Source organism: Mycobacteroides franklinii (genome assembly GCF_002013895.1).
In the GTDB taxonomy this organism is placed as follows: Bacteria; Actinomycetota; Actinomycetes; order Mycobacteriales; family Mycobacteriaceae; genus Mycobacterium; species Mycobacterium franklinii.
In genome coordinates this window covers 469356-494081 of the sequence record NZ_MAFQ01000006.1, presented here as the reverse complement: position 1 = coordinate 494081, position 24726 = coordinate 469356, and the positions used below count along the sequence as shown (strand labels likewise).

General features: G+C 64.5%; 25 protein-coding genes. 13 read left to right on the top strand and 12 right to left on the bottom strand.

Annotated elements, in window-relative coordinates:
- Positions 1-36: 36 nt before the first annotated feature.
- Positions 37-993, top strand: a complete 957-nt coding sequence (locus B4393_RS12240; protein ID WP_078334353.1) for a helix-turn-helix domain-containing protein — start codon at positions 37-39, stop codon at positions 991-993.
- Here the strand turns inward: B4393_RS12240 and B4393_RS12235 are convergent.
- Positions 990-1832 (bottom strand): HhH-GPD family protein, encoded by an 843-nt coding sequence (locus B4393_RS12235; RefSeq protein ID WP_109558688.1) that lies wholly within the window; start codon positions 1830-1832, stop codon positions 990-992. The two genes, B4393_RS12240 and B4393_RS12235, sit on opposite strands and share 4 nt — an antisense overlap.
- Before the next feature lie 26 nt (positions 1833-1858).
- Here B4393_RS12235 and B4393_RS12230 point away from each other — a divergent pair, with 26 nt between their 5' ends.
- The 3 genes from B4393_RS12230 to B4393_RS12220 all read left to right on the top strand — a co-directional run bounded on the left by B4393_RS12230 (position 1859) and on the right by B4393_RS12220 (position 5043).
- Positions 1859-2473: a carbonic anhydrase gene (locus B4393_RS12230; RefSeq protein ID WP_078334352.1), complete on the top strand. Its 615-nt coding sequence runs from the start codon at positions 1859-1861 to the stop codon at positions 2471-2473.
- 150 nt (positions 2474-2623) lie between these two features.
- Complete coding sequence (locus B4393_RS12225) at positions 2624-4168, top strand: LCP family protein (protein WP_078334351.1); 1545 nt, start codon at positions 2624-2626, stop codon at positions 4166-4168.
- A gap of 131 nt (positions 4169-4299) precedes the next feature.
- The gene (locus tag B4393_RS12220) at positions 4300-5043 is read left to right on the top strand and encodes a hypothetical protein (protein WP_078334350.1); all 744 of its coding nucleotides are present in this window, start codon (positions 4300-4302) and stop codon (positions 5041-5043) included.
- Here B4393_RS12220 and disA read toward each other — a convergent pair.
- On the bottom strand, positions 5040-6125 hold the full coding sequence (gene disA / locus B4393_RS12215; protein ID WP_078334349.1) for a DNA integrity scanning diadenylate cyclase DisA: 1086 nt from the start codon (positions 6123-6125) through the stop codon (positions 5040-5042). The two genes, B4393_RS12220 and disA, sit on opposite strands and share 4 nt — an antisense overlap.
- Before the next feature lie 50 nt (positions 6126-6175).
- Between disA and B4393_RS12210 the strand changes: the two genes are divergently transcribed.
- Positions 6176-6691 (top strand): PaaI family thioesterase, encoded by a 516-nt coding sequence (locus tag B4393_RS12210; protein WP_109558657.1) that lies wholly within the window; start codon positions 6176-6178, stop codon positions 6689-6691.
- Here B4393_RS12210 and radA read toward each other — a convergent pair.
- The gene (gene radA / locus B4393_RS12205; RefSeq protein ID WP_078334348.1) at positions 6681-8102 is read right to left on the bottom strand and encodes a DNA repair protein RadA; all 1422 of its coding nucleotides are present in this window, start codon (positions 8100-8102) and stop codon (positions 6681-6683) included. The genes B4393_RS12210 and radA overlap by 11 nt on opposite strands.
- A 308-nt stretch (positions 8103-8410) precedes the next feature.
- Here radA and B4393_RS12200 point away from each other — a divergent pair, with 308 nt between their 5' ends.
- Both B4393_RS12200 and B4393_RS12195 read left to right on the top strand, forming a co-directional pair.
- The gene (locus B4393_RS12200; RefSeq protein WP_078334347.1) at positions 8411-9526 is read left to right on the top strand and encodes a ferredoxin reductase; all 1116 of its coding nucleotides are present in this window, start codon (positions 8411-8413) and stop codon (positions 9524-9526) included.
- A 170-nt stretch (positions 9527-9696) separates the two neighbouring features.
- Positions 9697-10791, top strand: coding sequence for a fatty acid desaturase family protein (locus B4393_RS12195; RefSeq protein ID WP_236743159.1), 1095 nt, complete (start codon positions 9697-9699; stop codon positions 10789-10791).
- A gap of 25 nt (positions 10792-10816) precedes the next feature.
- Here B4393_RS12195 and B4393_RS12190 read toward each other — a convergent pair whose 3' ends face one another.
- The 3 genes from B4393_RS12190 to B4393_RS12180 all read right to left on the bottom strand — a co-directional run bounded on the left by B4393_RS12190 (position 10817) and on the right by B4393_RS12180 (position 12492).
- Positions 10817-11182, bottom strand: a complete 366-nt coding sequence (locus tag B4393_RS12190; RefSeq protein WP_078334345.1) for an MmpS family transport accessory protein — start codon at positions 11180-11182, stop codon at positions 10817-10819.
- Between the two features lie 83 nt (positions 11183-11265).
- Positions 11266-11721, bottom strand: a complete 456-nt coding sequence (locus B4393_RS12185; protein WP_078334344.1) for an MmpS family transport accessory protein — start codon at positions 11719-11721, stop codon at positions 11266-11268.
- An 87-nt stretch (positions 11722-11808) separates the two neighbouring features.
- The gene (locus tag B4393_RS12180; RefSeq protein ID WP_078334471.1) at positions 11809-12492 is read right to left on the bottom strand and encodes a hypothetical protein; all 684 of its coding nucleotides are present in this window, start codon (positions 12490-12492) and stop codon (positions 11809-11811) included.
- 379 nt (positions 12493-12871) lie between these two features.
- Here B4393_RS12180 and B4393_RS12175 point away from each other — a divergent pair, with 379 nt between their 5' ends.
- From B4393_RS12175 to B4393_RS12150, 6 genes are all read left to right on the top strand, one after another.
- A complete protein-coding gene (locus B4393_RS12175) occupies positions 12872-13360 on the top strand; it encodes a CarD family transcriptional regulator (protein WP_070937249.1) in 489 nt (162 codons plus the stop codon).
- Positions 13308-14027 carry a 2-C-methyl-D-erythritol 4-phosphate cytidylyltransferase gene (ispD, locus tag B4393_RS12170; RefSeq protein WP_078334343.1) on the top strand — a complete coding sequence of 240 codons (720 nt, stop codon included), beginning with the start codon at positions 13308-13310 and terminating at the stop codon, positions 14025-14027. Before B4393_RS12175 ends, ispD begins: the two co-directional genes overlap by 53 nt.
- Positions 14024-14500 carry a 2-C-methyl-D-erythritol 2,4-cyclodiphosphate synthase gene (ispF, locus tag B4393_RS12165; protein WP_078334342.1) on the top strand — a complete coding sequence of 159 codons (477 nt, stop codon included), beginning with the start codon at positions 14024-14026 and terminating at the stop codon, positions 14498-14500. The genes ispD and ispF overlap by 4 nt, the downstream gene beginning before the upstream one ends.
- A gap of 11 nt (positions 14501-14511) precedes the next feature.
- Complete coding sequence (cysS, locus tag B4393_RS12160) at positions 14512-15924, top strand: cysteine--tRNA ligase (protein WP_078334341.1); 1413 nt, start codon at positions 14512-14514, stop codon at positions 15922-15924.
- A gap of 2 nt (positions 15925-15926) precedes the next feature.
- Positions 15927-16874 carry a 23S rRNA (guanosine(2251)-2'-O)-methyltransferase RlmB gene (gene rlmB / locus B4393_RS12155; RefSeq protein WP_078281889.1) on the top strand — a complete coding sequence of 316 codons (948 nt, stop codon included), beginning with the start codon at positions 15927-15929 and terminating at the stop codon, positions 16872-16874.
- An 83-nt stretch (positions 16875-16957) separates the two neighbouring features.
- The gene (locus B4393_RS12150) at positions 16958-17956 is read left to right on the top strand and encodes a glycerophosphodiester phosphodiesterase family protein (protein WP_078334340.1); all 999 of its coding nucleotides are present in this window, start codon (positions 16958-16960) and stop codon (positions 17954-17956) included.
- On the opposite strand, the gene B4393_RS12145 is transcribed toward B4393_RS12150, so the two are convergent.
- From B4393_RS12145 to kstR, 6 genes are all read right to left on the bottom strand, one after another.
- Positions 17953-18669 (bottom strand): LamB/YcsF family protein, encoded by a 717-nt coding sequence (locus B4393_RS12145; RefSeq protein WP_109558663.1) that lies wholly within the window; start codon positions 18667-18669, stop codon positions 17953-17955. The genes B4393_RS12150 and B4393_RS12145 overlap by 4 nt on opposite strands.
- A gap of 50 nt (positions 18670-18719) precedes the next feature.
- A complete protein-coding gene (locus B4393_RS12140) occupies positions 18720-19550 on the bottom strand; it encodes a metal ABC transporter permease (RefSeq protein ID WP_078334338.1) in 831 nt (276 codons plus the stop codon).
- A complete protein-coding gene (locus B4393_RS12135) occupies positions 19543-20328 on the bottom strand; it encodes a metal ABC transporter ATP-binding protein (RefSeq protein WP_078334337.1) in 786 nt (261 codons plus the stop codon). Before B4393_RS12135 ends, B4393_RS12140 begins: the two co-directional genes overlap by 8 nt.
- A 28-nt stretch (positions 20329-20356) precedes the next feature.
- The gene (locus B4393_RS12130) at positions 20357-21235 is read right to left on the bottom strand and encodes a metal ABC transporter solute-binding protein, Zn/Mn family (RefSeq protein WP_109558658.1); all 879 of its coding nucleotides are present in this window, start codon (positions 21233-21235) and stop codon (positions 20357-20359) included.
- Positions 21236-21391: 156 nt separating this feature from the next.
- Positions 21392-23923 (bottom strand): trehalose-phosphatase, encoded by a 2532-nt coding sequence (gene otsB, locus B4393_RS12125; protein ID WP_078334469.1) that lies wholly within the window; start codon positions 23921-23923, stop codon positions 21392-21394.
- Between the two features lie 60 nt (positions 23924-23983).
- Positions 23984-24661, bottom strand: a complete 678-nt coding sequence (kstR, locus tag B4393_RS12120) for a cholesterol catabolism transcriptional regulator KstR (RefSeq protein WP_070937239.1) — start codon at positions 24659-24661, stop codon at positions 23984-23986.
- Between the last annotated feature and the right edge of the window lie 65 nt (positions 24662-24726).

Below are 24726 nucleotides of genomic sequence, written 5' to 3'. Positions count from 1 at the left end.
AGTGGCGGAATTGACGACCTTCGATAATATTCAGCCATGTTGCATTCGGTGGCTGCGCTGGTCCTGGACCGGGTGGCCGTGTTCGAGTTCGGCGTCCTCTGTGAGGTCTTCGGGTTGGATCGCACCCGCGACGGCGTTCCCAACTTCGACTTCCGGGTCTGTGGGGTGGAACCAGGCGTGCCCTTGCGGACCACGGTCGGGGCGGCATTGATTCCAGAACACGGCCTCGACGGGCTGGCCGATGCCGACTTGGTGGCACTTCCGGCGCGGCCGTTCACCAAGGAGTACCCGCCGGAGGCGCTTGATGCGGTGCGGGCCGCGTCGGAGCGGGGAGCGACCATCCTCACGGTCTGCTCGGGTGCCTTCATCGCGGGCGCGGCAGGGCTGCTTGACGGCCGCCGGTGCACCACGCATTGGATGTACACCGAAGAGCTGGCCCGTAGGTACCCGACGGCGACGGTGGACCGCGACGTGCTGTTCGTCGACGACGGTGACCTCATCACCAGCGCGGGAACCGCCGCGGGCATAGATGCCTGTCTGCATTTGGTGCGCCGCGAGTTGGGCAGCGAAATCACCAACAAGATCGCTCGGCGCATGGTGGTGCCGCCCCAGCGCGCCGGTGGCCAGCGTCAGTTCATTCCGCAGCCGGTCCCGGATGTGGATGCCATCGGCTTTGGCGGGTTGTTCGATTGGCTGGTCGAAAACATCGACCAGGCCCACACGGTGGCGGATCTTGCCGCGCGGGTTCACATGTCGACCCGCACATTTGCGCGCAAGTTCACCGACCAGACCGGTGTGACGCCCATGCGCTGGATCATCGACCAGCGGGTGCTACTGGCCCGCCGCCTGCTGGAGGAAACGGAGCTGGATATCGATACCGTGGCGGCGCGCAGCGGTTTTGGCACTGCGATTCTGCTGCGCCATCACTTCCGGCGAGGGGTGGGCATCACACCCACCGACTACCGCCGGACCTTCGCGATGGCCGCGGGCTAGCCGCCCTCACCGGCAAGTGCGAACCGGCCGTCTGCCGTCTGCTCCACCAATCCGTCGACCAACAACGAGTCCAACGCTCGATCTCGCTGCGCGATATCGGAGAGCCACACCACGTCGAGCTGTGCCCGCGTCACCGGGATGCTGCTGCCGCGCAAAACATCTAACAATCGGCCGCGCACCTGACGATCTGTTCCGGCGTACTTCTGCACCGGCCGCGCCGGGGCGTCCAGTTGAGGATGTCCGGCCTCGTGCCATGTGCATGAGCTCAGCGGGCATACCGGGCATTGCGGCGCACGGGCAGTACATACCAGGGCGCCCAACTCCATGAGAGCCGCGGAGAACCTCGCGCCGTTGTCCGCCGGCAGCAGTTCCTCGGCGTCGCGCAGGTCCCGCGCCGACGGCGCCGAGTCGGCGACGCCGTGCACCACTCGTGCGATGACGCGGCGAACATTGGTGTCCACCACCGGAACTCGCTGTCCATACCCGAAGCAAGCGATGGCGCGGGCCGTATACGCACCGACGCCGGGGAGCGTCAGGAGTGTCTCCACGTCATCGGGTACCTCGTCGCCGTAGTCGCGGGCCAGCACCGTTGCGCACTCATGCAAACGCATAGCGCGGCGCGGATAGCCGAGCTTTCCCCACGCTCGCAATACTTCTGCCACAGAGGTTTTCGCCATCGCGGACGGAACGGGCCAGCGCGCCACCCATTCGCGCCACACCGGCTCCACCCTGGATACCGGGGTTTGCTGCAGCATTACCTCGCTAATCAGAATGTGCCACGGTGTCGCCTCGGGGTGTCGCCACGGCAGGTCCCGCTCGGCGACATCAAACCAGCCCAAAAGTTCGTCAGGGCACAATGACGGGTATGACAGCTGATCCGAGGTCCGCCTGGAAGGCACTCAAAGAGGGTAACCAGCGTTTTGTGGGTGGTTTTCCGCAGCATCCGAGCCAGGGGGTTGCGCGTCGGGCCGAGTTGGCCAGTGGTCAGAACCCCAATGTGTTGTTGTTCGGTTGCTCCGATAGCCGGGTGGCCGCGGAGATCATTTTCGATCAGGGCCTGGGTGACATGTTCATTGTGCGTACGGCCGGTCAGGTGATCGACTCGGCGGTGCTGGGTTCGATCGAGTATGCGGTCGCGGTCTTGGGTGTGCCGTTGATTGCGATCTTGGGGCATGACTCCTGTGGTGCGGTGGGCGCCACGGTGGCGGCCCTGGACACCGGAGAAGTGCCGGATGGGTACATCCGGGACTTGGTGGTGCGGGTGATGCCTTCGATCCTGGGCGGCCGTAAGGACGGGTTGTCGCGCATTGATGAGTTCGAGGCCCGTCATGTCGAAGAGACGGGGATCAAGCTGTTGCAGCGCTCGCAGGTGGTGGCCGATGCGGTCAAGGCCAACAAGCTCGCGCTGGTGTATCTGACTTACAAACTGGCCGACGGACGCGTCGTGCTGCACGGCCACGTCGGCGATATCGGCGAGTAGCAACGCAAAACCCCAGTTCACGATGCATTCGGCAAACATCACATGGCATCCCGGTGCCGGTAATGGGAGAATTAGACGGATTGCAGATTTCTCTGGGGGAGGGATGGGTAGTTCGGTGTATATGTTGCTGCCACTCGGGGGTGGCGACGGATGAGCCGCGACGCTGGTCGCAGGCGGCCAAAGCACGCACTACCTAAATCGAATAAGCGCTGGTCACTTAACAAAACCGTGGCGGGCCGCGTCATCTTCGCACTGCTGGCCTGCGGCAGCTTGGTGGTAACGGGCGCCGGCTGGCAGGTCTTCTATAAGGCGTTCAGCCATGTGCCCACTTCTGGTGCCGAGGCCGAGGGTGGCAAGTCGAACGACGGCTCCATGAACATGCTGCTGATCGGTCTGGACTCCCGGAAAGACCAGGACGGAAACGACCTCCCCAGGGCGGTCCTGAATCAGCTCCACGCGGGTGATTCGGACGCCGGCGGATACAACACGAACACACTGATCCTGGTGCACGTGGGCGCCGACAACAAGGTCACGGCATTCTCGATCCCCCGCGACGACTGGGTACCCGCCGACGGCATCCCCGGCTACAAGCACATCAAGATCAAAGAGGCCTATGGCCTGACGAAGGCCAACGAGGCGGACAAGCTCGTCAACGAGGGCATCACCGATCAGGCGACGCTGGAGCAGCAGAGCCGCGAGGCCGGCCGCCGCGCTACCCTCAACGCCGTCCACCGGCTGACCGGTCAACCCATAGACTACTTCGCCGAGGTCAATCTGGTCGGCTTCTACGATCTGGCCTCCGAACTCGGTGGCATCACCGTCTGCCTGAACAGTGCCGTCTACGACAGCTACTCGGGCGCCAATTTCCCGGCCGGAGAGCAGTCCCTCAACGCCTCCCAGGCATTGGCGTTCGTGCGTCAACGTCACGGTCTGGAAAACGGTGACCTGGACCGGACCCATCGTCAGCAGGCGTTCCTGATCTCGGTGATGCAGCAGCTTCGCAACGCGGGCACCCTCACCGACATCACCAAACTGAACGGTTTGATGAACGTCGTCCACAAGGACGTGGTGCTGTCCAAGGGTTGGACCGAGAAGCAGTTCCAGCGCCTCGGGCAGATCGCCGATGGCAACGTGAACTTCCAGACGCTGCCGGTGGTGCGATACGACAACATCAACGGTGCAGACGTGAACATCGTCGATCCGGTCGCGATTCGCGCCAAGGTAGCCGCCGCATTCAAGGGCGAGGATTCGGCGCCGGTGTCCGCCACGGGGACGCCCACCAGCACCGTCGACGTGGTGAATGCCACCTCGACGTCCGGCCTGGCGTCGACGATCTCGTCCGCGCTGGTTAGCCGCGGTTACACCAGGGGCGACGTGCGGGATCCGCTGAGCGGCGAATCCACCGGCACCGCCATTGATTACGGCGCCGGTGCCGATGCAGACGCCAAGGCGATGTCCAGCATGTTGGGTATCGAGGCGGAGCCCAGTGCGGATCCGACATTGGCGCCCGGACGAATTCGGGTCATGTTGGGCACCGGGTACTCCGCGCCAAGCGATGTCATGAGCGCCGAAGACAGCGGCACCGCAAGTTCCATGGCGAGCTTGTCGAGCTCGGGATCGTCCGGTGACTACGCGCCGCCGGACTCGGGTAAGCCGGTGGTCGGCAGCAGTAGCGGCGTCCCCTGCGTGAACTAACCGCCCGCCAGTGGCGCCCGATTACCCTCCCAAATCGCCACCCAAATAGCACTGTGAAGTCTGTGTAGCTCGCCGACACGCCGAGCGAGGTCGGCCATCCTGTGGTGACCTGCGCTTACCGTTGAATCGTGATGGACATGCACCCCTCAGGCCCGCTGCCTTCTGAGATCTATTGGCGGCGCCGCGCCCTCGCGATCGGCGTGGCGGTGGTCGTGGTCGCCATCGTCGCGGCGGTGATCTTCGCGCTGGTCGGTGGCAGTGCTGGAGCCGATACGAAGGCCGCCGACAAGCCTGCCGAAACGGCAGCCCCCGCCGGTAAGCCGGTCATCCTGCCGCCCAACGAAATCAACAAGCCTGCCGACAAGCCCGCGGACGCTCCCACGCATGATGGGCCGCCAATAGCCAAGCCCGAGTTGGTGCCCCCGGTGGCGTTGAATCCCGGCGACGACTGCCCGGACGCGACACTTGCGGTGAAGGCCTCCACCGACAAGGCCAGCTACCTGGCCGGTGAGCAGCCCAAGTTCACCATGGTGGTCACCAATATCGGTCTGGTGCAATGCAAGCGAGACGTGGGCGCCGCCGTGCTGGCCGCCTCGGTTTTCAGCGTGGACAATAAGCGGATCTGGGCCAACCTGGACTGCGCCCCGTCGCAAGAGTCGTCGATCAAGAGTTTCAACCCGGGTGAGCAGGTGACCACCGAGGTCACCTGGACAGGAATGGGTTCCGCACCGAACTGCCCGCTGCCGCGTCCGGCCATCGGGCCGGGGACCTACTCGCTGGTGGTGCAGCTTGGTGATCTGCGCAGTGCGCCGGTGCCGTTCATCATCGGCGAGAAGCCCGCGGACGCGCCGCCGCCGGTCGCGCCACCGGCCTAGCCGGTCTGTTCGGTAAGCGTCGACTCGGCCAGCCGGGAGAGGCCCTCCCGGATGTGGCGGGCCCACATCGCACCGATACCCTCCACTGACTGCAGGTCTGTCGCGCTGGCTGCCAGGAGCCCTTGGAGCGACCCGAAGGCCCTGACCAGCCTGTCGATATGCGCGAACTGCAGCCGGGGAATGTGCGTCATGACCCGGTAGCCGCGAGAACTCATCGCAGTGTCTTGAGCTTCGACGGTGGACGGGTAGCCGAACGTGCGCGATAACACTGTCAGGTCCAGCAGATCGGTGTCCGAGAGCGCGTCCAAATCCTCGAGTGTCGAGGCGATCTGCGTCTGTGTCGGTGGTTCGGGGTTGGCGTGATAATCCCGGACCAGCAGCTCACGTTCGGTGTCGTTATCACCGACGAGCTCGCTGATCTGTAGTTTGAGTTGCCGTCCGTCGGTGCCGAGCTCGATGACATCGAGCTCGATGTCCTGGCTGATCCGGCGCACCAGCTCTAAGCGCTGCGCCACCGTCATGACATCGCGCAGCGTCACGAAATCCTCGATCTCGGCGGTCGACAGCGACGAGGTCACCTCGTCCAGCCGCGTCGTGTAACGCTCCAGTGTGGAAACCGCCTGGTTGACGCGTGACATGACTGTCGCCGAGTCCATCACCACGTGCCGGATCCCGGCGGTGTACACACTCACGATATTCATCGAATGGCTCACCGACACAACGGGATAGTCGGTCTGGATGGCGGTTCGCTCCGCGGAGCGGTGCCGGGTGCCGGATTCGTCGGTCGGAATGGACGGGTCGGGCACCAGCTGCACATTGGCGCGCACGATGCGCGATCCGTCCGTGGACAGCACCACCGCGCCGTCCATCTTGGACAGCTCGCGAAGCCGGGTAGGGGCGAATGCGACATCGAGCGAGAAGCCGCCATCGCAGATGCTCTCGACCTTGTCGTCGTAGCCGAGGACAATCAGCGCACCGGTGCGACCACGAAGAATGCGCTCCAGGCCGTCACGTAGGGGTGTGCCAGGCGCCAATCGGGCCAGGGTTTCCCGCATTCTTGCGTTGGCTTCCGCGTTGTCCATCGCGCACCTCCCTCTCCCGGTTCGATTCGCCGCAGTTAGATTACGTGGTCATGTCGACGTGGACGTTGCCCGAGGGGCTTGAGCCGATCAGCCGCGGCCCGGAGGCTCCCGCTCCGGGCGCCGAGTTGAACCCGGGTTGGCCTCGTAGGTTTAGTTATCCGGGAACCGATGAGGACCTTTGGGGGACACGGTTCTTTGCCGGTGACGGTGCGAGGGTGACCGGCCAGTTCGAGGTGCTGCCCGAACTTGAGGGCGGACCCGGGGTCATCCACGGTGGCGTAATGGCCGCGATTTTCGATGAGCTACAAGGCGTTCTGGGCATCGTGACGCAATTGATCGCTGTCACAGCGCATTTGGAGATTGACTATCGCAAGCCGATTCCCGTCGGGGCGACAGTGGATCTGGAAGCCGCCGTGGAGGGCCGAGTTGGACGCAAGCTGTACACCACGGCGAGCGCGCGGATCGGCGGCCAGCTGGTGGCGAGTTCGCAGGGCATCTTTGTGATCATCGATCCTGACGCCCACTACGGCGAGGGTGCCTCGCGGACATTGGGCATCAGTCCGTAAAACGTTGCGCCAGGCGTAAGTTGGGGCGCGGCTCGGGCGCGGCTCGGCGTGCTTCCGAGAGCACCTCGAGGGCCCGGCCTACCGTCGGGCAGCGCAGTAGATGCATGCCCGCGGGGTGTAGATCGTCGCCCTCGGGTGGAATCACCGCATGTGTGTAGCCGAGGCGGGCAGCCTCGGAGATGCGCTTGCCCACGGCGGCAGAGCGCCGGATATCGCCCGCCAGTCCCACCTCGCCGATGAACACCATGTTGGCGGGCAGGGCTATGTCGGTGTACGCCGAGGCGACGGCCATCAGGACGGCCAAATCCGCCGAGGGGTCGGTCATGCGCATGCCGCCCACCGTTGCCATGTAAATATCGTTGTTACCCAAGGGAAGTCGCCCGTGTCGCTCCAGCACGGCGGTGACCATCGCCGAGCGTGCGTGATCGAGGCCGCTGACCGCCCGCCGCGGCGATGGGTTGGTCGACGTGGTGACGAGGGATTGCACCTCACCGAGCAGTGGGCGTTTCCCGTCGAGGGTGACGGTCACCGCCGTGCCTGCTGCCGCCTTCTCGCGATGCTCGAGGAACAGTCCGGATGGATCGGACACGCACTCGATTCCCTTGTCACGTAACTCAAAACATCCGACTTCATCCGCTGAGCCAAATCGGTTCTTGATGCCGCGCACCATGCGCAGCGCCGAATGCTTGTCGCCCTCGAAGTGCAGCACCACATCGACGAGGTGTTCCAGCGACCGTGGTCCGGCGATCGCGCCGTCCTTGGTGACGTGGCCAACCAACACCATCGCCACCCCCGACGCCTTGGCCGCCATGGTCAGTGCGGTTGTCACCGCGCGCACTTGCGTGACCCCGCCGGTGACCCCGTCGGTGTCGGTCGTGGACATGGTCTGCACCGAATCGATAATCGCCAGTGTGGGTTTGACGGCGTCGATGTGCCCGAGCACGCTGTGCAGGTCCGACTCCGCGGCCAGATATACCTCGTCGTGAACACAGCCGGTGCGTTCCGCCCGCAGCCGGACCTGAGCCGCGGACTCTTCGCCGCTGATGTAGAGGGCCCGTCCGCCGGATGCGGCCCATTGATGGACCACCTTCAACAGCAGGGTCGACTTGCCGACTCCCGGCTCGCCGGCGAGCAAGTTGACCGAACCCGGGATGACGCCGCCACCGAGCACCCTGTCGAGCTCGGAGACGCCCGTGGGCCGGTGCTTGGTGGCATCGGTGGCGATGCTGGTGATGGGAACCGCCGCCGAAGCCGGAGCGACCGCTCGTACCGCGCCCAGTCCGCCGATGGAGGACAGCACCGCGGTTTCGCTCACGCTGCCCCAGGTGCCGCAATCAGGGCAGCGGCCCACCCACTTGGCGGTGGTGTGCTGGCATTCCGAACAGCGGTATTGCGCGCGGGGTTTGGCCACACCGCGACGTTAGCCGTCTGGTCCGACAAAAACGCGCTGTCCTGCGGGCCGGGCGCGTGTTTCTCCTGGGTGTGCTTCCTGCTGACACAGTGTGTTCACATACAAATGTGCACTTATTCTAAGGGAATCGTATGACTCGATCGCGGCGAACCGTAGCCTGGCGAATGCACTGATTAAACCCATCGATAGATGCTATGAAATGCGGTAATAGCTCAGTGTTATGAGCGCCACGGTCGCATAGGTTGTGCCTTAGGACGCCCTGCCGTACTGTATTCAGTGTACAAACGTTAACCGAAACGGAGGCAAGTATGTCTCGCAGTCTTCAGGCTTTGACTTCCTCTCGGCTTGCACGTCGGGTGCTGACTTCTTCGTTCGTCAAGGCGGCCACAACTCCACACGGTGTGGACCGCTACTTCGAAATGATTGACCCGTTGTGGTCCACGGCGGAGACCCGCGCCGAGGTGACCGACGTCGTCCGGAAGACCAAGGACAGCGTCACTCTGACTTTGCGTCCCAATGCCAACTGGAAGGGCTTCCGGGCGGGACAGTTCGTCAAGCTCACGGTGGAGATCGACGGCATCCGTCGCACCCGTTGCTACTCGCCGGCGAATTCGCAGTTCCGCCGTGACGGCCGGATCGAACTCACCATCAAAGTAGACCCGAACGGACTTGTTTCGCCGTGGTTGCTGGCCAACGCCGAGCCAGGTTTGGTCGTACAGATCTCGGCCGCGCAAGGCGAGTTCTGCCTTCCGCTTCCGCATCCGCGAAGCATCCTGTTCATCAGCGGTGGTTCGGGAATCACGCCGGTGATGTCGATGCTGCGCACGCTCACGGACAAGGCGTACATCGGAAAAATCACCTTCCTGCACTACGCGTTCACCAAGGACGACGTGATCTACCAGGCTGAAATCGAGGAGATCAAGGCCAAGTACGAAGGCGTGAAGATCGTTCGGGCATATACCGAAGCGGCCGACGGAGATCTCCAGGGCTTCTTCAGTAAGGAGCACCTGGTCGCCGCTGACCGTCACTACGCGGAAGCCGAGACCTATCTGTGTGGCCCGATGCCGCTGATGAACGCGGTCCGTGAGATCTTCGATGCCGAAGGTCTCTCGGACAAGCTCCACCTCGAGCAGTTCGCCGCTCCGATACGCACCGTCGGCACCGACGATGCCGAAGGTGATCTCACCTTCTCCGAGTCGGACCTGACTGTCGCGAACAACGGCCAAACGCTCCTCGAGCAGGCTGAGGCCGCGGGCCTGACGCCGGAGTACGGCTGCCGCATCGGCATTTGCTTCACGTGTGTCCGCAAGAAGGACAGTGGAACGACCCAGAACGTTCTGAACGGCGACCTCTGTAGCGACAGCGACACCAACGTCAAGCTCTGCATCAACAAGCCCGTCGGCGACGTCGTCATTGCCCTCTGATCCATTCCGAGCCAGCCCCTATCAGCCCTGAAGGAGACCCGAAAATGACCACCTTCGCACCCGCGGTCAAGCAGAAGAACCAGAAGAAGCCGACCATTTACGCACCCCCGGCCAGGCCGAATGACCTGAAGAAGCTGCCTTCCGAGCAGATCGAAGAGTTCGGTAAGGAAATGGACGCCCTGCGTGCACGCATCGTCGCCGACCTCGGCGAAAAGGACGCCAACTACATCCGCGACATCGTGAGCAAGCAGAAGAAGCTCGAGGTCGCCGGCCGCGCGCTGCTGTGGGCTGGCTGGTTCCCGCCGGCCTGGCTTGCCGGCGTTGCCGCTCTGTCGTTGTCGAAGATCATCGACAACATGGAGATCGGGCACAACGTCATGCATGGCCAGTACGACTGGATGCAGGACCCGGCTCTCACGTCGAAGAACTTCGACTGGGACAACACGATTCACGCCGACAGCTGGCTGTACACGCACAACTACGTGCACCACACCTTCACCAACATCGTCGGCAAAGACCATGACGCCGAGGGTTACGGCGTCATGCGCATGACCGAGGAGCAGCCGTGGCATCCGATCTGGCTGCTCAACCCCGTCTTCTGTGCCACCCTGCAGATCTTCTTCCAGTGGGGAACCGCGCTCCAGGAGCTCGAGTCGGAGAAGTTCTTCAAGGGTGAGAAGTCGTGGTCCGACATGAAGGACGGGCTTGCCAGGTTCCGCGCGAAGGCCGGCAAGCAGGCGCTCAAGGACTACGTCATCTTCCCGCTGCTCTCGGGTCCGGGCGCGCCGTTTACCTTCCTCGGAAACATGGCGGCCAACCTGGTCCGCAACCTCTGGGCGTCGTCGGTGATCTGGTGCGGTCACTTCCCTGAAGAGGTTCAGACGTTCTCGATCGAAGAGACCGAGGACGAGAGCCACGCCGCCTGGTACTACCGCCAGATCCTCGGCTCAGCCAACTTCACCGGTTGGAAGGGCATCGACATTCTGTCGGGCAACCTGAGCTATCAGATCGAACACCACCTGTTCCCCGACCTCCCCGCGTATCGCTATGCGGAGATTGCGGTGGAGGTTCGCGCGATATGCGAAAAGTACGGCATCGCCTATCACGAGGCGTCGATGGCGAAGCAGCTGGGAAGTGTCTACAAGAAAGTGTTCAGGCTTTCGTTCCCGGACAACTTCTTTGAGAAGTCGCCGATTGCCACGGTTGCAGACATCATCGCGTTCCCGGTGCGGATGGTGCGGCGCCGGTTCCAGGCTGCCGTCTGAGGTCTCACTGAACCTGGCGGGCGCGCTAATCAGAGGGCAGCGGGACGATGCGGTCCTGGCAGTTCACGGTCCTCTCGCCGTCGTTGGACAGGACGGTCTGTCCGTCCACCAAAATCCGGCAGTAGATGTGGCCCGACCCCCAGATGGCCGTCACCTGCTTGACGGTGTCCTTGTACGGCCAGGCAACCGTCACCGACCAGGGCAACTTGACGTCATTGAGGGCCTGTGGCGTTCCGGAGTAGTCGCCATAGCTGATGGTCCCGGCGTCAGGGGTCTTGCCGGCCGCCCACACCAGATAGGTCACCTTGGGCGGCGCGGCCTGTGCGGTCCCGGGAAGGAGCAGGCCAAGGACCGCGGTCGCTGCAGTTGCCGCCGCCAACGTTCGCTTCACGGTGTCCTCCCGGTTCAGGCTTTGGGCCGGAAGTTATCACGGAGCCGGTGGGCAAATGGGCCGAATCGTCACACCGCGGGGTGTCACGGATTGCGGCTGCACGGGTCGCCATCCACTTGGTCCCGCGTGCCGACCTTGGTGCCGGAATTGCCGCGCAGGCAGTGCTGGCGTGGCAGTCCGTCGGTGGCGTAGCTGCAGGTGGCCAGCTCCACCCGGTCGTTCTCGTCGACCACCTGTCCGTCGATGAGGATCTGGCAGAAGATGCGTGGGCCGTCGCCGGTGTTGTAGCCGGTGACGTTGATGAGCGGATGCTTGCTGTCATCGGTCCAGGTGATGTCCTTGCCCCACGGCAGCTGTGGGTTGATCGCGCCCTGGCGGGCGCCGTTGGCGTCGTTGTAGCCGAGGGTTGCCGCGACCAGTGGGCCGTACTCCGCCCAGACTCGGTACGTCACGGTGCGAGGTGCCGCGTGGGCGATCGGCGCGCTGAGTACCGTGCCGATCATGGCCACAGCCGCCGCGCAGGTGAAGAGCCGTTTCATGGGCGCAAGCTAGCACGAAAAAAGCGAAGGCCCGGGACGGCAGATCGCCGTTCCGGGCCCTCGCTACGCGACTGTGTTAGTGCTCGGTTAGTGCTCGCCGCCCTCGTGGCCGCCACCGTTGATGGTGTGCTGGCGGGGTGCGCTGGGACCGGCGTCGATGGGTACCGCGACGGTGACCTCGCCGGCCTTCTCGAACGTGAAGGTGAACCGGTAGGTCAGGCCATCGGCCAGATCCTTCGTCAGCGCAAGCTGCGCCTTGCCGTGCGTGATCGTCGAGTCAGAAGAGGCCTGCGGCTTGGCTTCTGGCGCCTTGGTCTCGGGGATCGCGGTCTCCGTGCTGCCGGCTTCCGGAGCGGCGGCCTCGGGTGCCTTGGCCTCGACCGGCGGCTGCTGCCCCTCGGCGGAGCCGACGAACAGGCGCCCGGTTGCGGGGATGTCGCTGTCTCCGCTCAGCGTCACCTTGCCGATGTCGTCCGGCGAGCTGATCGAGGTGAGCCTGTCACTGACATCCGCGGATTCATTCGCGATGACCAGAACCAGCTCCGCCTTTTGTCCGGCGCGCTGCTTGACCGGGTCCGAGTTCCCGACGAGGTGAATGTTGCGCAGCGCCAGCTTGCCGAGGTTGGCGCTGCCGCCATTGATCGCCGACGACTGGTTCGCGGTCTGCGAGATCTGTCCGGCACCGCAGCCGGTCAGGGCAGCGGCGAGAACAGTGGCGCCGAGAAGTGTCGTAACGCGAGCGGTGCTGCGCTGGGACCGAGTGCGAAACACAGGCATCTCCCTGATTCGAAAGCGGCTCCGGACGTGTCCGAATCCACCTGCGGCGGATATGTCCTATAGACAGTAGTAGGTCCCTCGCCTTGACTAAAACTGCGGGGCACTCGGGGTGGGCCGGCTGCGCGGAGAGCGTTCGGATCCGGCCGCGCCCGGTGTCCCAGTCTGCGGTCGGAGAACCGATGTGATCTGGATTACCGCTCGTGGGGGCTGGTTTATGGGCGCGCGAGTAGGGTCCGCGAGGGTTGCCGGATGCACGAAAAAGTCACCCTGTCAACCCCGGGGGTTCATCTGCAATGCCCCTGACCTGCACCGTTGGTGGGCACGCCGAGATACGCCGTGTTAGAATTGGGTATCGAAAGGGGCACGAAACAAGATGATATTTAAGGTCGGAGACACCGTTGTGTATCCACATCACGGTGCAGCGCTGATTGAAGCGATCGAGACCCGAACCATCAAAGGCGAGCAGAAAGAGTATCTCGTCCTGAAGGTAGCCCAGGGCGATTTGACTGTTCGCGTGCCTGCAGAGAATGCCGAATACGTCGGCGTCCGTGACGTGGTGGGCCGCGAAGGTCTGGACACGGTCTTTCAGGTGCTGCGTGCACCGCACACCGAAGAGCCCACCAACTGGTCCCGCCGATTCAAGGCCAACCAGGAGAAGCTGGCTTCCGGTGACGTGAAGAAGGTCGCCGAGGTCGTGCGTGACTTGTGGCGTCGTGAGCAGGAGCGCGGCCTGTCCGCGGGCGAGAAGCGGATGCTGGCCAAGGCTCGTCAGATCCTGGTTGGTGAGCTGGCTCTTGCCGAGAACACCAATGCCGCCAGGGCCGACATCATTCTCGACGAGGTGCTCGCAGCTGCCTCGTAGGACGGCGGCGATAGTCCCGGCCGCCGGTCTAGGTGTGCGGCTGGGTGCAGATATTCCGAAAGCCTTCGTCACTGTCGGCGGCCGGACAATGCTCGAACATTGCGTCGACGGTCTGCTGTGCTCGGGGGCCGTCGACGAGGTGATCGTTGTAGTCGGCGCCGATCAGCGTGATAAGGCCGCAGCTCTCGTAGGCCCGACGGTAAAGATTGTGCAAGGCGGTGCCGAGCGCACCGATTCGGTACGAGCCGGTCTGGCCGCCGTGGATGCGGCAGACTGGATCCTGGTTCACGATGCCGCGCGTCCGTTGACCCCTCCGGACATGATCGCCCGGATCGTTGCAGAACTGCGCGAAGGCCGCGGCGCGGTCATCCCGGTGATCCCGGTGACGGACACCATCAAATCCATCGATACGCACGGCGAGGTGAGCGGCACCCCGGACCGGGCCAGCCTGCGGGCTGTACAGACTCCCCAGGGATTCGCGGCCGACGTGCTCAGGCGGGCCTATGCGGCCGCCGGGGATATCGCGACCGACGATGCCGCGCTGGTGGAGCAAATCGGCGAGCGCGTTCATGTGGTGGAGGGTGACCGGCTGGCCTTCAAGATCACCACGGCGCTGGACATGACATTGGCCGAGGCGATTCTGAATAGGGAAGGGCATCCCCAATGACCGCATTGCCTCGGGTCGGCATCGGCACCGATGTGCACCCGATTGAGGAAGGCAAGCCCTGCTGGTTGCTCGGGCTGCTGTTTCCTGACGACAACGGATGTGAAGGGCACTCGGATGGGGATGTCGCCGCGCATGCGCTCTGTGATGCCCTGCTTTCGGCGGCCGGGCTGGGCGACGTGGGGGCGGTATTCGGCACGGGCCGTCCCGAATGGACGGGTGTCAGTGGCGCGAAGATGCTGACCCACGTGCGGGAGCTACTGCACAACAATGGTTTCCAGATCGGCAATGCAGCAGTGCAGGTCATCGGCAATCGGCCGAAGATCGGTCCGCGCCGGGCCGAGGCTCAGCAGCTGCTGTCGGGCCTTGTCGGGGCACCGGTTTCGGTGTCGGCGACCACGACCGACGGCTTGGGCCTGACCGGACGCGGCGAGGGGTTGGCCGCGGTGGCAACGGCGCTCGTCACAGCGCTGTAAGCTCGCTGGTCGTGACCGGTCACGCTCCGCTTAGGCTGTACGACACCCGTGTGGGTGCCGTGCGTGACTTCGTGCCGCTACAGCCGGGGTCCGTCTCCATCTATCTGTGCGGGGCAACGGTGCAGGGTCTGCCCCATATAGGGCACGTGCGCAGCGGTGTGGCCTTCGATGTGCTGCGCCGCTGGCTCAGCGCCCGCGCCTATGACGTCTTGTTCGTCCGGAACGTCACCGATATCGACGACAAGATCCTCAACAAGGCGGCCGACGCCGGCCGGCCGTGGTGGGAGTGGGCATCGACGTATGAGCGTGCCTTCGATGAGGCGTACGACGCTCTCGGAGTGCTGCCGCCGTCGGTTTCCCCCCGCGCGACCGGCCACATCACCCAGATGGTCGAGCTGATCGATCGGCTGATCGAATCCGGGCACGCCTACGCCAGCGGCGGCGACGTCTACTTCGACGTGCTGAGCTACCCGGAGTACGGGCAACTTTCCGGGCACAAGATCGACGATGTCCACCAGGGTGAGGGTGTGGCCACCGGAAAGCGCGATCCGCGCGACTTCACGCTGTGGAAGGGCGCCAAGCCCGGTGAGCCGTCGTGGCCCACTCCGTGGGGACCAGGCCGCCCGGGGTGGCATCTGGAATGCTCGGCCATGGCTCGCACCTATCTCGGGTCCAGTTTCGATATCCACTGCGGTGGAATGGATTTGGTTTTCCCGCACCATGAGAACGAAATTGCGCAGAGCTGTGCCGCCGGTGACGGGTTCGCCCGCTACTGGATGCATAACGGCTGGGTCACCATGGGCGGCGAGAAGATGAGCAAGTCGCTGGGCAACGTGTTGTCCATTCCGGCTGTGCTGCAACGTGTCCGGGCGGTTGAACTGCGCTACTACCTGGGTAGCGCGCATTACCGTTCGATGCTCGAATACTCCGAGACAGCACTGGCCGATGCGGTGAAGGCATATAGCGGTATCGAAGACTTCCTGCACAGGGTGCGGATCCGCGTCGGTGAGGTGCCAGTGGGTACCTGGACGCCGGGATTCGCCGCGGCCTTGGACGACGACCTGTCAGTGCCGATTGCGCTTGCCGAGGTGCATTCCACCCGCGCCGACGGAAACCGGGCGTTGGATGCCGGCGACCACGAGGGCGCGCTATCCGCGGCGGCCAGCATCCGCGCCATGATGGCCATTCTCGGGTGCGACCCGCTCAATGAGCGCTGGGAGACGCGCGATGAGACGTCCGCCGCGCTGAACGCCGTGGACGTGTTGGTGACAGCGGAGCTGCAGCGACGCGAAACGGCACGGACAGAAAAGAATTGGGCACTGGCCGATGAGATCAGAGACCGGCTCAAGCGGGCGGGTTTGGAGATCACCGACACCGCCGATGGCCCACAATGGACCCTTATCAGTAGCGACGAAGAGCAGTAGCAATGGCAGGTAATTCTCAGCGCCGAGGCGCTATACGTAAGCCCGGTACCAAGAAGGGGCCCACCGTCGGTTCCGGCGGCGTGCGCCGTCGTGGCCTGGAGGGCAAGGGGGCCACGCCCCCGGCGGAGCAGCGCACCAAGCACCCCGCAGCCAAACGTGCTGCCGTCCAACGGAAGGTCGCGGACGCCAAGCAGCGCCGGATCAAGCAGGGCGACGAGTCCGAGATGGTGTTGGGCCGCAACCCGGTGCTGGAATGCCTGCGCACCGGTGTGCCGGCGACCGCGCTGTACGTCGCCGTCGGCGCAGATAACGACGAACGGCTGACCGAGTCGGTGGCTCTTGCCGCCGATGCCGGGATCGCGATCCTGGAGGTGCCGCGCCCAGACCTGGATCGCATGAGCACCAACGGATTGCATCAGGGCCTCGCGTTGCAGGTCCCGCCGTACAAGTACGCGCATCCCGATGATCTGCTGGCCCGCGCCCGCGCGGAAGCGCAGCCCGCGCTTCTGGTGGCGCTGGACAACATCTCGGATCCGCGCAATCTGGGTGCCATCGTGCGTTCCGTGGCCGCCTTCGGCGGGCACGGCGTCGTCATTCCGCAGCGTCGCAGTGCATCGGTGACCGCCGTGGCCTGGCGTACCAGTGCGGGTGCGGCAGCGCGTCTTCCAGTGGCCCGCGCCACGAATCTGACGCGCACACTGAAGGATTGGCAGGACAAGGGGATAACCATCGTCGGGCTTGACGCCGGCGGCGACACCGAGCTCGACGATCTCGACGGTGCCGGCGATATCGCTGTTGTCGTCGGGTCGGAGGGCAAAGGACTCTCGCAGCTGGTCCGCAAGACCTGCGATGCGGTGGTCTCGATCCCGATGGCCGGCCCCGTTGAATCGTTGAACGCCTCGGTGGCCGCAGGTGTGGTGCTCGCGGAGATCGCCCGCCAGCGCCGCTGAGCGCCTTGTGCCGAGAGGACATTCACGCAGGTGTCTCTCACGTGTCACCCGCATAGACGTCATCTCGGGCACAATGTGCAGCCATGAAGCGCATAGCTACCGTTCTTGCGGTCGCCCTGGCCTTGGCATCGTGCGGTAACAAGGAGGCGACGTCCTTCGACCTGCAGGCGCACCGGGGTGGGCGCGGGGAGACCACCGAAGAATCGTTGCGTGCCTTCGCCAAAGCCATCGAGCTCGGGGCCAGCACTCTTGAACTCGATATCGTCATCTCCAAAGACCGTAAGCCCATGGTCTGGCACGACCCGGTGATCGATGCCGCGAAATGCGCCGACACCGGCCCGGTGACATCCGGCGATCCGCAATTCCCTTATGTCGGAAAACTGGTCAAGGACCTGACCTCCGAGCAGCTGCACACCCTGGACTGCGGCAAGCTGCTCAAGGACTTTCCTCAGGCCGAGGTGGTCAAGAATGACAAGATCGCCTTGCTGTCAGATGTTTTCGCCCTGGCCGATTCGTATCATGCCGACGTGCGGTACAACGTCGAGACCAAGGTGGAAGCCGCCGAACCTCAGAAATCCGTGGCACCGCAGGTGTTCGTGGACGTCATCCTCGACACCATCCGTGCGGCGGGCAAGCTCGACAAGGTCGAGGTTCAGAGCTTCGATTGGAGCACGCTGCCGATGACCAAGCGGGCCGAACCGGGCATCCCGCTGGTCGCGCTGTGGGATGAAACCACCTGGTACCCAGGCTCTCCGTGGTTGGGCGGGGTGGACCCGGCCGTGGTGAAGGATCCGATTGACGGCGCCAAGCAGATAGGTGCCACCATCTTGTCGCCCGGATACACCGTGCCCTATGGCGGCAAGGTGGGTGATCCCGGTTTCGCGCTGGTCGCGGACAAGAAGTTCGTCGACAAGGCGCACGGTTTGGGGCTCAAGGTCATTCCCTGGACCATCAACGATCCCGAGACCATGAAGGCACAGATTGACGCCGGTGCGGACGGGATAATCAGCGATTACCCAACTACGCTGCGGAAAGTCATGGCAGAGAAGGGTTTACCGCTGCCGCCGGCGTATCACCGCTAGACGAACGGTGCCAGCTCGATGTCGTTGGCGGCCAGTGCAGAGCGAACAGCCTGGGCAATCGTGACCGCACCCGGCGAATCACCGTGCACGCATATCGACTCGGCGGTGCGGCTGAGGGCGGGAATGCGCGCCGCCACCTCAGCGGGATCGCGCAACACCGCGCCGGGTTCGCTGCGCGGCACCAGGGTGCCGTCGTCGCGGTAGGCACGGTCGGCGAATGCTTCGGTGACCACCCGTAGCCCCAACTCGCGTGCGCGGTCTCCGAATGCACCGTGCGGCAGGGTCAGTACGGGGAAATCGCCATTCAGATCTCGTACCGCACGCGCCACCGCGTCTGCCTGTGCTTCGTGATGGATGATCGTGTTGTAGAGCGCGCCATGCGGTTTCACATAGGTCACCGACGATCCGACGGTGCGGGCCAGCGCATCGAGCGCGCCGATCTGATACACCACGTCGGCGTACAGGTCGTCGGGGCAGATGTCGATGAACCGTCGGCCGAATCCGGCGAGATCGCGATAACCCACTTGCGCACCGATGCGGATACCGCGCATGGCGGCGGCCTGGCAGGTGCGGCGTAATGTCGCGGGATCGCCCGCATGGAAACCGCAGGCAAGGTTGGCGCTGGTGACCACATCCAGCATGGCCTCGTCGTCGCCCAGGCGCCAGGCACCGAAACCCTCACCCAGGTCGGCATTCAGGTCGACGCGTGTCACCGGAGCCATCGTTCTTCCTGCGAGCCGCTCACCAGGTGAGCGTAACGCCCCTATGCGTGTCGGTACCGCCCGATGACGCGGCACAGCAGATAAATCGCGACGGCGATCATGGTGACGAAGACGGAGATCGGTACTCCGGGCGCCAGCGACAGCACGATGCCGCCGATGGCGGCGATCTCCGCGAAGACGATCGACAGTCCAATGGCCCGCGCGGGTGAGGAGGTGATGCGAGCGGCAGCGGCGGCGGGTGTGATGAGCAGTGACATCACCAGCAGGGCGCCGACGATCTGCACACCCTGTGCCGCGGTGAGACCGACGAGGGCGGCGAACACAATTCCCAACGTACGCACCGGGACTCCGCGAGCCTCGGCCACATCCGGATCGACGGTGGCGAACAGCATGGGCCGATAGGTGATGGCCAGTACCGCTCCGACGACGATGCTCACCACGACCAGCATGAGCAGCCCGCTGTAGCCGACGCCGACGATCTGCCCGGTGAGGAGGGCGAAGTTGGTGCCGGTGCGTCCCGGATAGAGGTGGATGAACAGCACTGCCAGTCCCAGCCCGAAGGCCATGACCACCCCGATCGATGAATCACGATCCTTGGTTCGCTGCCCGAGGACACCGAAAAGTATTGCCGCGACCACGCTCCCGAGTAGCGCTCCGGTCCCCACATTGGCGCCGGCGAGCAGCGCGGCAGCGGCGCCCGTGAGTGACAGCTCGCTGGAGCCGTGGACGGCGAAGGACATCTGCCGCATCACCACGAACGGTCCGACGAGGCCGGCCAGCAGTCCGAGCAGTGCGGCCGCGAGGATCGCCTGCTGCACGAAGTCGCGCGCCAGGAGATCAGCGGTGAGGGAGAGATCGAAGAAGTTATTCATGGGCGTGCTCGGCACACTCCTCGGTGATCTGCCGGTCTTCGCCCACCACCACGTACTGTCCACGCACCTTCACTACGTCAATCTGGGCGCGGTACAGCTCGGACAAGGTCTCGGTTGTCATCACTTCGGCGACGGTGCCGATCTGGAAGCGCCCGTCCACCAGGTACAGGATTCGGTCCACGTACGGCAGGATCGGGTTGATCTCATGTGTCACGAATAGCACGGCCGTGTGCGCACTGCGCCGGCGTTTGTCGATCAGGGCGCAAATCTGTTGCGCGCTTGCCGGATCCAAGTTCAGCAGCGGCTCGTCGCAGAGCAAGAGCGCGGGGTCGCCCGCTAATGCCTGTGCGATACGCACCCGCTGGAGCTCGCCGCCCGACAGGGACGAGACGGCTTTGGTTGCCAAATGGCTCGCGTCCACCTGGTCCAGTGCGAGGTCGATCGCGGCACGATGGCGCGCGCGACGGGCGGGGTTGAAGGCGGTCAAACCCCAACGATGGCCGTCGATCCCGAGACCCACCAGATCCTCCGCGCGCAGGATCAGCGCGTTGTCTGCGAGTCGGTGCTGAGGCACGTATCCGAGGTCATCGGTGACCTTCATGGTTCCCTGGGTCAGTGGCACCTGTCCCAGCAGCAGGCGCAGCAGGGAGGTCTTTCCCGAACCGTTGGGCCCCAGTACCGCGATGAACTCGCCGGGCTCGACAGTCAGATCCAGATCCTGCCAAAGGGTGCGTCCACCGCGATCCAGTGATGCGTTGCGCAGGGTGGCGGCACTCATGCGGCCATTATCCGCCAGTGGTCTGCGCTCATCCCAGCGCCGCGGCGAGTTGCTCGGTGGTGCGTCGCTGCCAGGTGATGTAGTCGGTGCCGTCGGGCAGAGTTTCGGTCACCGTCACGACCGGAACCCCGTGGGATTCGGCGGATTGCTTGAGCTGATTGGTCACCGATCCGGCTGTTTGGGGGTTGAACAGCAGCGCCGCAACCTGTTTGGTGCTGATCAGGTCCAGTGCGGTGGCAACGTCCTTGGGAGAGGGATCTGAGCCCTGCTCGGCCGCCTCGGCGAAGTCATGCGGTGTGCGGTCTACCAGTCCGCAATGGGAGACCAGGTGGCTGGCCACCGGCTCGGTCGCCAGGATTGCCTTGCCCCGGTCTTTGTCGGCGACATTGTCTTGCAGACTTGCGATGGAATCGAGCTGTTGCCCAAATGTTTTGGCGTTGGCGTGGTACGAGTCGGCATTGTCCGGGTCGGCCTGGGCGAGATCGTCCGCGACGTGGTTGGCCACTTGCTGGGCGGTTCGCAGGCTGTAGAACACATGCTCATTCTTGTCGGTGGAGTCCGCGGGGAGAAGCTGGTAGGCGTTGACCCGGGCCTGGCCGTCCTTGAGCAGCTTGTCGACGAAGGGGTCGTACCCGTCGCCGTTGTACACCACCAAGGTGGCGTCCTGGACCTGGGCCGCCGCCGCCGGGGTCACCTCGAACGAGTGGGGGTCGGTGTTGGCGCCGCTGACCAATGCGCTCACCTTGGCGTGGTCACCGGCGACAGCCTGCGCGACCGAGGCCCAGGCATCGGTCGAGGCCACCACCTTGGGCTCACCGGTCGGCTCGTGAGATTGGCCGCAGCCGACGAGGACGAGCGTTCCGGCGGTGGCGACTGCCACTGACAATCCAGCCACGCGAGCGAACATCGCAGACCTCCAGCCTTCCAATAATGAAAACGGTTTTCATTATGACGGATGGAGTGCTTGCTGTGCAAAGCCTGGCAGCGTTGGCTGCGGTCGGTGGCGACGCGCAGCGCTGAGAACTGCGCAGATCGTGCAGTGAATCGCCCGCGAACGGGTGGGTCAGGACAGCAGCGCGGCGCAGCGCAACAGGCCGATATGGCTGTATGCCTGCGGGTGATTACCCAGTGAGCGTTCGGCCACCGGGTCGTACTCCTCGGACAGCAGGCCGGTGGGGCCGGTGGCCTTGACCAGCTGGTCGAACAGCAGCTCGGCCTGTGACCTCGCACCGATGAGCAGATACGCCTCGACCAGCCAGGCCGCGCACAGATGGAACCCGCCCTCACCTCCGGGTAGGCCGTCATCGCGGTGGTATCGGTAAACGGTTGCACCACTGCGTAGTTCGGCCTCGGTGGCGATCACCGTCGCGGTGAATCGGGGATCGGTGGGGTCGATCAGTCCGGACAGGCCGATGTACAGGGAGGCGGCATCCAGATCGGTGCCGTCATAGGCGGCGGTGTAGGAGTTGACGGAGTCGTTCCATCCCTTCTCCACCACCTCGGTTGCGATCTCGTCTCGCAACGCAGCCCATGATGCCGGGGCCGCACGCTGGAACTCCTCGGCCAATTTCACCGCGCGATCCACCGTCACCCAGCACATCACCTTGGAGTAGACGTGATGACGCGGATTGCCGCGGATCTCCCAGATACCGTGGTCGGGTTCGTACCACCGGCGCTCGACGGCAAGAACCATGTCGGACACCAGGTTCCAATCGGCATCGGTCAGCGGATCGGAATGCCCGAGACGCTTGCGTGCGTGGGTCAGATCATGGATCAGCTCCACGACCGGGCCGAAGACATCGAGCTGCACTTGCGAATTGGCGGCGTTGCCGACGCGGACCGGCCGCGAGCCCGCATACCCGGGCAGCGAGTCGATCACGGCCTCGGGTGGCAGCACGGTGCCGGCGAGCGTGTACAGCGGGTGCAGACGATCGGGTCCGGGCAGATGTTCCAGCACCCGGTGCAGCCAGCCCAGCAGTCCCTCTGCCTCGCTCAGTGATCCGAGAGCCACCAGTGCCGAAGCGGTCATCGACGCATCACGCAGCCAGCAGTACCGGTAGTCCCAGTTGCGAATGCCGCCAATGTCTTCCGGGAGCGATGTGGTGGCCGCGGCCATGATCGCGCCGGACTCGGCATGCACCAGGCCACGCAATGTCAGCGCCGAGCGCTTCATCAAGCCGGGTTTACGTTCGGGCAGTGTCAGGGTTTGGGCCCAGTCACGCCAGTACGATTCGGCACGTTCCCGCAGCTCGGGTTCCGGGATTGAGTTCTCGTCGAGATCCTCGGTACCGCAGCGCAGTTCGAGAACCACCGGGCCATTGGCCGGGCTGATGGTGGCGGTGGCGGACTGATCGTCGGCCCCGATTGTCCAGGTGACGCCGGGTGCGCGCAGCACGATCGGATCGTTGGTGCCCAACACGCGCAGGCCGTCCCCCTCGGCCACCAGTTGCACGGGAGCCTGGCCGAACTCGGGGCGTGGAGCGAAGGTCACCACCGCATCGGCTTCTCCGGTGACTACCCGAATCAGGTCGGTGCGTCCCGGAATCTCGTCGTGAGCCAGGTAGTCGGTTACTTGCAGGCTGGCCCAACGTGTTTCGACAGTCATCGTGCTGTCGAGATACTTCTGGCCCAGCGGCAGCGCGGATCGCGCGGGGCCAATCGTGAAGTGCCCGGCCTCATCCCCGCCGAGGAGATGGGCGAAGACCGCCGCCGAGTCGGGTTCGGGGTGACACATCCAGGTGACGCCACCGGTCGGCGTCACCAGCGCAATGGTGCGCGAATTGGCGAGCATGGTGAGACGTTCGATGGGTGTGGCGTGTCCACCGAGTAGCCAGGTGCGGCGCTCCTCGAGCAGGAAAGCCAGTGCGGTGCCTACCGATTCGGTGTCCGGGATGCGATATCCGGCGAGTGTTTCGCCGTCGCCCACCTTGACCCCCAGGTCGGGCCCGTGTAGCCGCTTGAAGACCTTTTCGTCGGTGACATCGTCGCCGAAGAACACCGCGGCCGTCGCGCCCTCCTGGTGGCGCAGAATGTCGAGGGCCTGGCCCTTGTCGGTGGGTATGACGGCGAACTCGAGTACCTTCTTGCCCTCGGTGACCTGCGCGCCCCAGCCGTTCGCCACCGCGAGTGCCTGACTCAGCGCGGCATCGGCGTCCTCCTCCGAGGCATTGCGCACGTGCAGCGCGACACTCGCCGGTTTCAGTTCGATGGCCACGCCGGCGTATTCGGCGGCGATGGCCGACAGCTTGCTGGTGATGGTCTTCAACAGCGCCTTGGCGTCTCCGTCGATGGCGTGCACAAATCCCGCGTCGAACTCCGAGCCGTGACTTCCGACCAGATGAACCTCGGAGGGCAGCCGCGACAGGGTCGCCAGATCGCGCAACGCGCGTCCGGAGATCAGTGCGGAGGTTGTCGACGGCAGTCCCGCCAAAGCCCGGAGCGCGGTGGTCGATTCGGGATGCGGGCGGGCATCGTCGGGATTGTTGACCAGCGGGGCGATCGTTCCGTCATAGTCGGAAGCCACCAGCAGTCGGGGCGTACGGGCCACCTCGGAAAGAGCCCGACGCAGTTCCACAGGCAGATCTTGGGCACTCACCACGGGTCCCGAGTCTACGTCCGCAACCTGCTTGAGGCAGGTCAGGCCAAGCGTCGCAGGTTAGGTAATACCGAGCAGCAATCGGACCGTGCGATCGAGCCGGTGGCTCACGTCGGTTGCCGAGGCTCGCCGCGTCAACCAGGCAATCATGTTGGAGGTCCAGACGTCCGAGATGACGCGGGCAATGTGGAACTGGGCATCGGACGGGTCGTCATCGCCGGCCATCGCTCGCGCGAAGATGCCGTCCATCAACCGGCCCACGTGATCAACCTCACCGGCGGCGGAGGCATCGGCGAAGACCAGCGCGCGTGTCATCGCCTCGGTGAGCAGTGGATTGCGTTGCATATTGCGGTTCAGTCGGGTGATCGCGGTGTGCAGTCGTTCATACGCGGTGCCGCCGCTGACGGTATTGCGATCCGATTTGGCGTCGATCTGCTCGAACTCGCGTTCCAGGGCCGACACCAGCAGGTGCACCTTGGATGGGAAGTACCGGTAGAGGGTGCCGACGGCGACATCGGCACGTTCGGCGACGGTGCGCATCTGCACCGCTTCGTAGCCGCCCTTGGAGGCGATGGCCAAGGTGGCGTCCAGGATGCGCTTGCGGCGCTCACGCTGCGCGGTAGAGCCGAGATCGTCGTCAGACAGAGCTGAGACTGCGGCGCTCTGGTTTGTCGCGTCGGTGTCGCCGCTGTCCGACGGCGCGGTTTCCGTTCCGCTAGATGTCCGGGGCGTTGCCATTGCGTCTGTACTCCCTGCCTTCAATCTCGCGCGTGCACGCGGTGGTTTCAGCGCACGACTATACG

Bases quoted from the DNA above. Each gene is read 5' to 3' on its own strand.
- B4393_RS12240 (WP_078334353.1), top strand. From the start codon at position 37: ATGTTGCATTCGGTGGCTGCGCTGGTCCTGGACCGGGTGGCCGTGTTC.
- B4393_RS12230 (WP_078334352.1), top strand. From the start codon at position 1,859: ATGACAGCTGATCCGAGGTCCGCCTGGAAGGCACTCAAAGAGGGTAAC.
- B4393_RS12225 (WP_078334351.1), top strand. From the start codon at position 2,624: ATGAGCCGCGACGCTGGTCGCAGGCGGCCAAAGCACGCACTACCTAAA.
- B4393_RS12220 (WP_078334350.1), top strand. From the start codon at position 4,300: ATGGACATGCACCCCTCAGGCCCGCTGCCTTCTGAGATCTATTGGCGG.
- disA (WP_078334349.1), bottom strand. From the start codon at position 6,125: ATGGACAACGCGGAAGCCAACGCAAGAATGCGGGAAACCCTGGCCCGA.
- B4393_RS12210 (WP_109558657.1), top strand. From the start codon at position 6,176: ATGTCGACGTGGACGTTGCCCGAGGGGCTTGAGCCGATCAGCCGCGGC.
- B4393_RS12200 (WP_078334347.1), top strand. From the start codon at position 8,411: ATGTCTCGCAGTCTTCAGGCTTTGACTTCCTCTCGGCTTGCACGTCGG.
- B4393_RS12195 (WP_236743159.1), top strand. From the start codon at position 9,697: ATGGACGCCCTGCGTGCACGCATCGTCGCCGACCTCGGCGAAAAGGAC.
- B4393_RS12185 (WP_078334344.1), bottom strand. From the start codon at position 11,721: ATGAAACGGCTCTTCACCTGCGCGGCGGCTGTGGCCATGATCGGCACG.
- B4393_RS12175 (WP_070937249.1), top strand. From the start codon at position 12,872: ATGATATTTAAGGTCGGAGACACCGTTGTGTATCCACATCACGGTGCA.
- ispD (WP_078334343.1), top strand. From the start codon at position 13,308: ATGCCGCCAGGGCCGACATCATTCTCGACGAGGTGCTCGCAGCTGCCT.
- ispF (WP_078334342.1), top strand. From the start codon at position 14,024: ATGACCGCATTGCCTCGGGTCGGCATCGGCACCGATGTGCACCCGATT.
- rlmB (WP_078281889.1), top strand. From the start codon at position 15,927: ATGGCAGGTAATTCTCAGCGCCGAGGCGCTATACGTAAGCCCGGTACC.
- B4393_RS12150 (WP_078334340.1), top strand. From the start codon at position 16,958: ATGAAGCGCATAGCTACCGTTCTTGCGGTCGCCCTGGCCTTGGCATCG.
- B4393_RS12140 (WP_078334338.1), bottom strand. From the start codon at position 19,550: ATGAATAACTTCTTCGATCTCTCCCTCACCGCTGATCTCCTGGCGCGC.
- B4393_RS12135 (WP_078334337.1), bottom strand. From the start codon at position 20,328: ATGAGTGCCGCCACCCTGCGCAACGCATCACTGGATCGCGGTGGACGC.
- B4393_RS12130 (WP_109558658.1), bottom strand. From the start codon at position 21,235: ATGTTCGCTCGCGTGGCTGGATTGTCAGTGGCAGTCGCCACCGCCGGA.
- kstR (WP_070937239.1), bottom strand. From the start codon at position 24,661: ATGGCAACGCCCCGGACATCTAGCGGAACGGAAACCGCGCCGTCGGAC.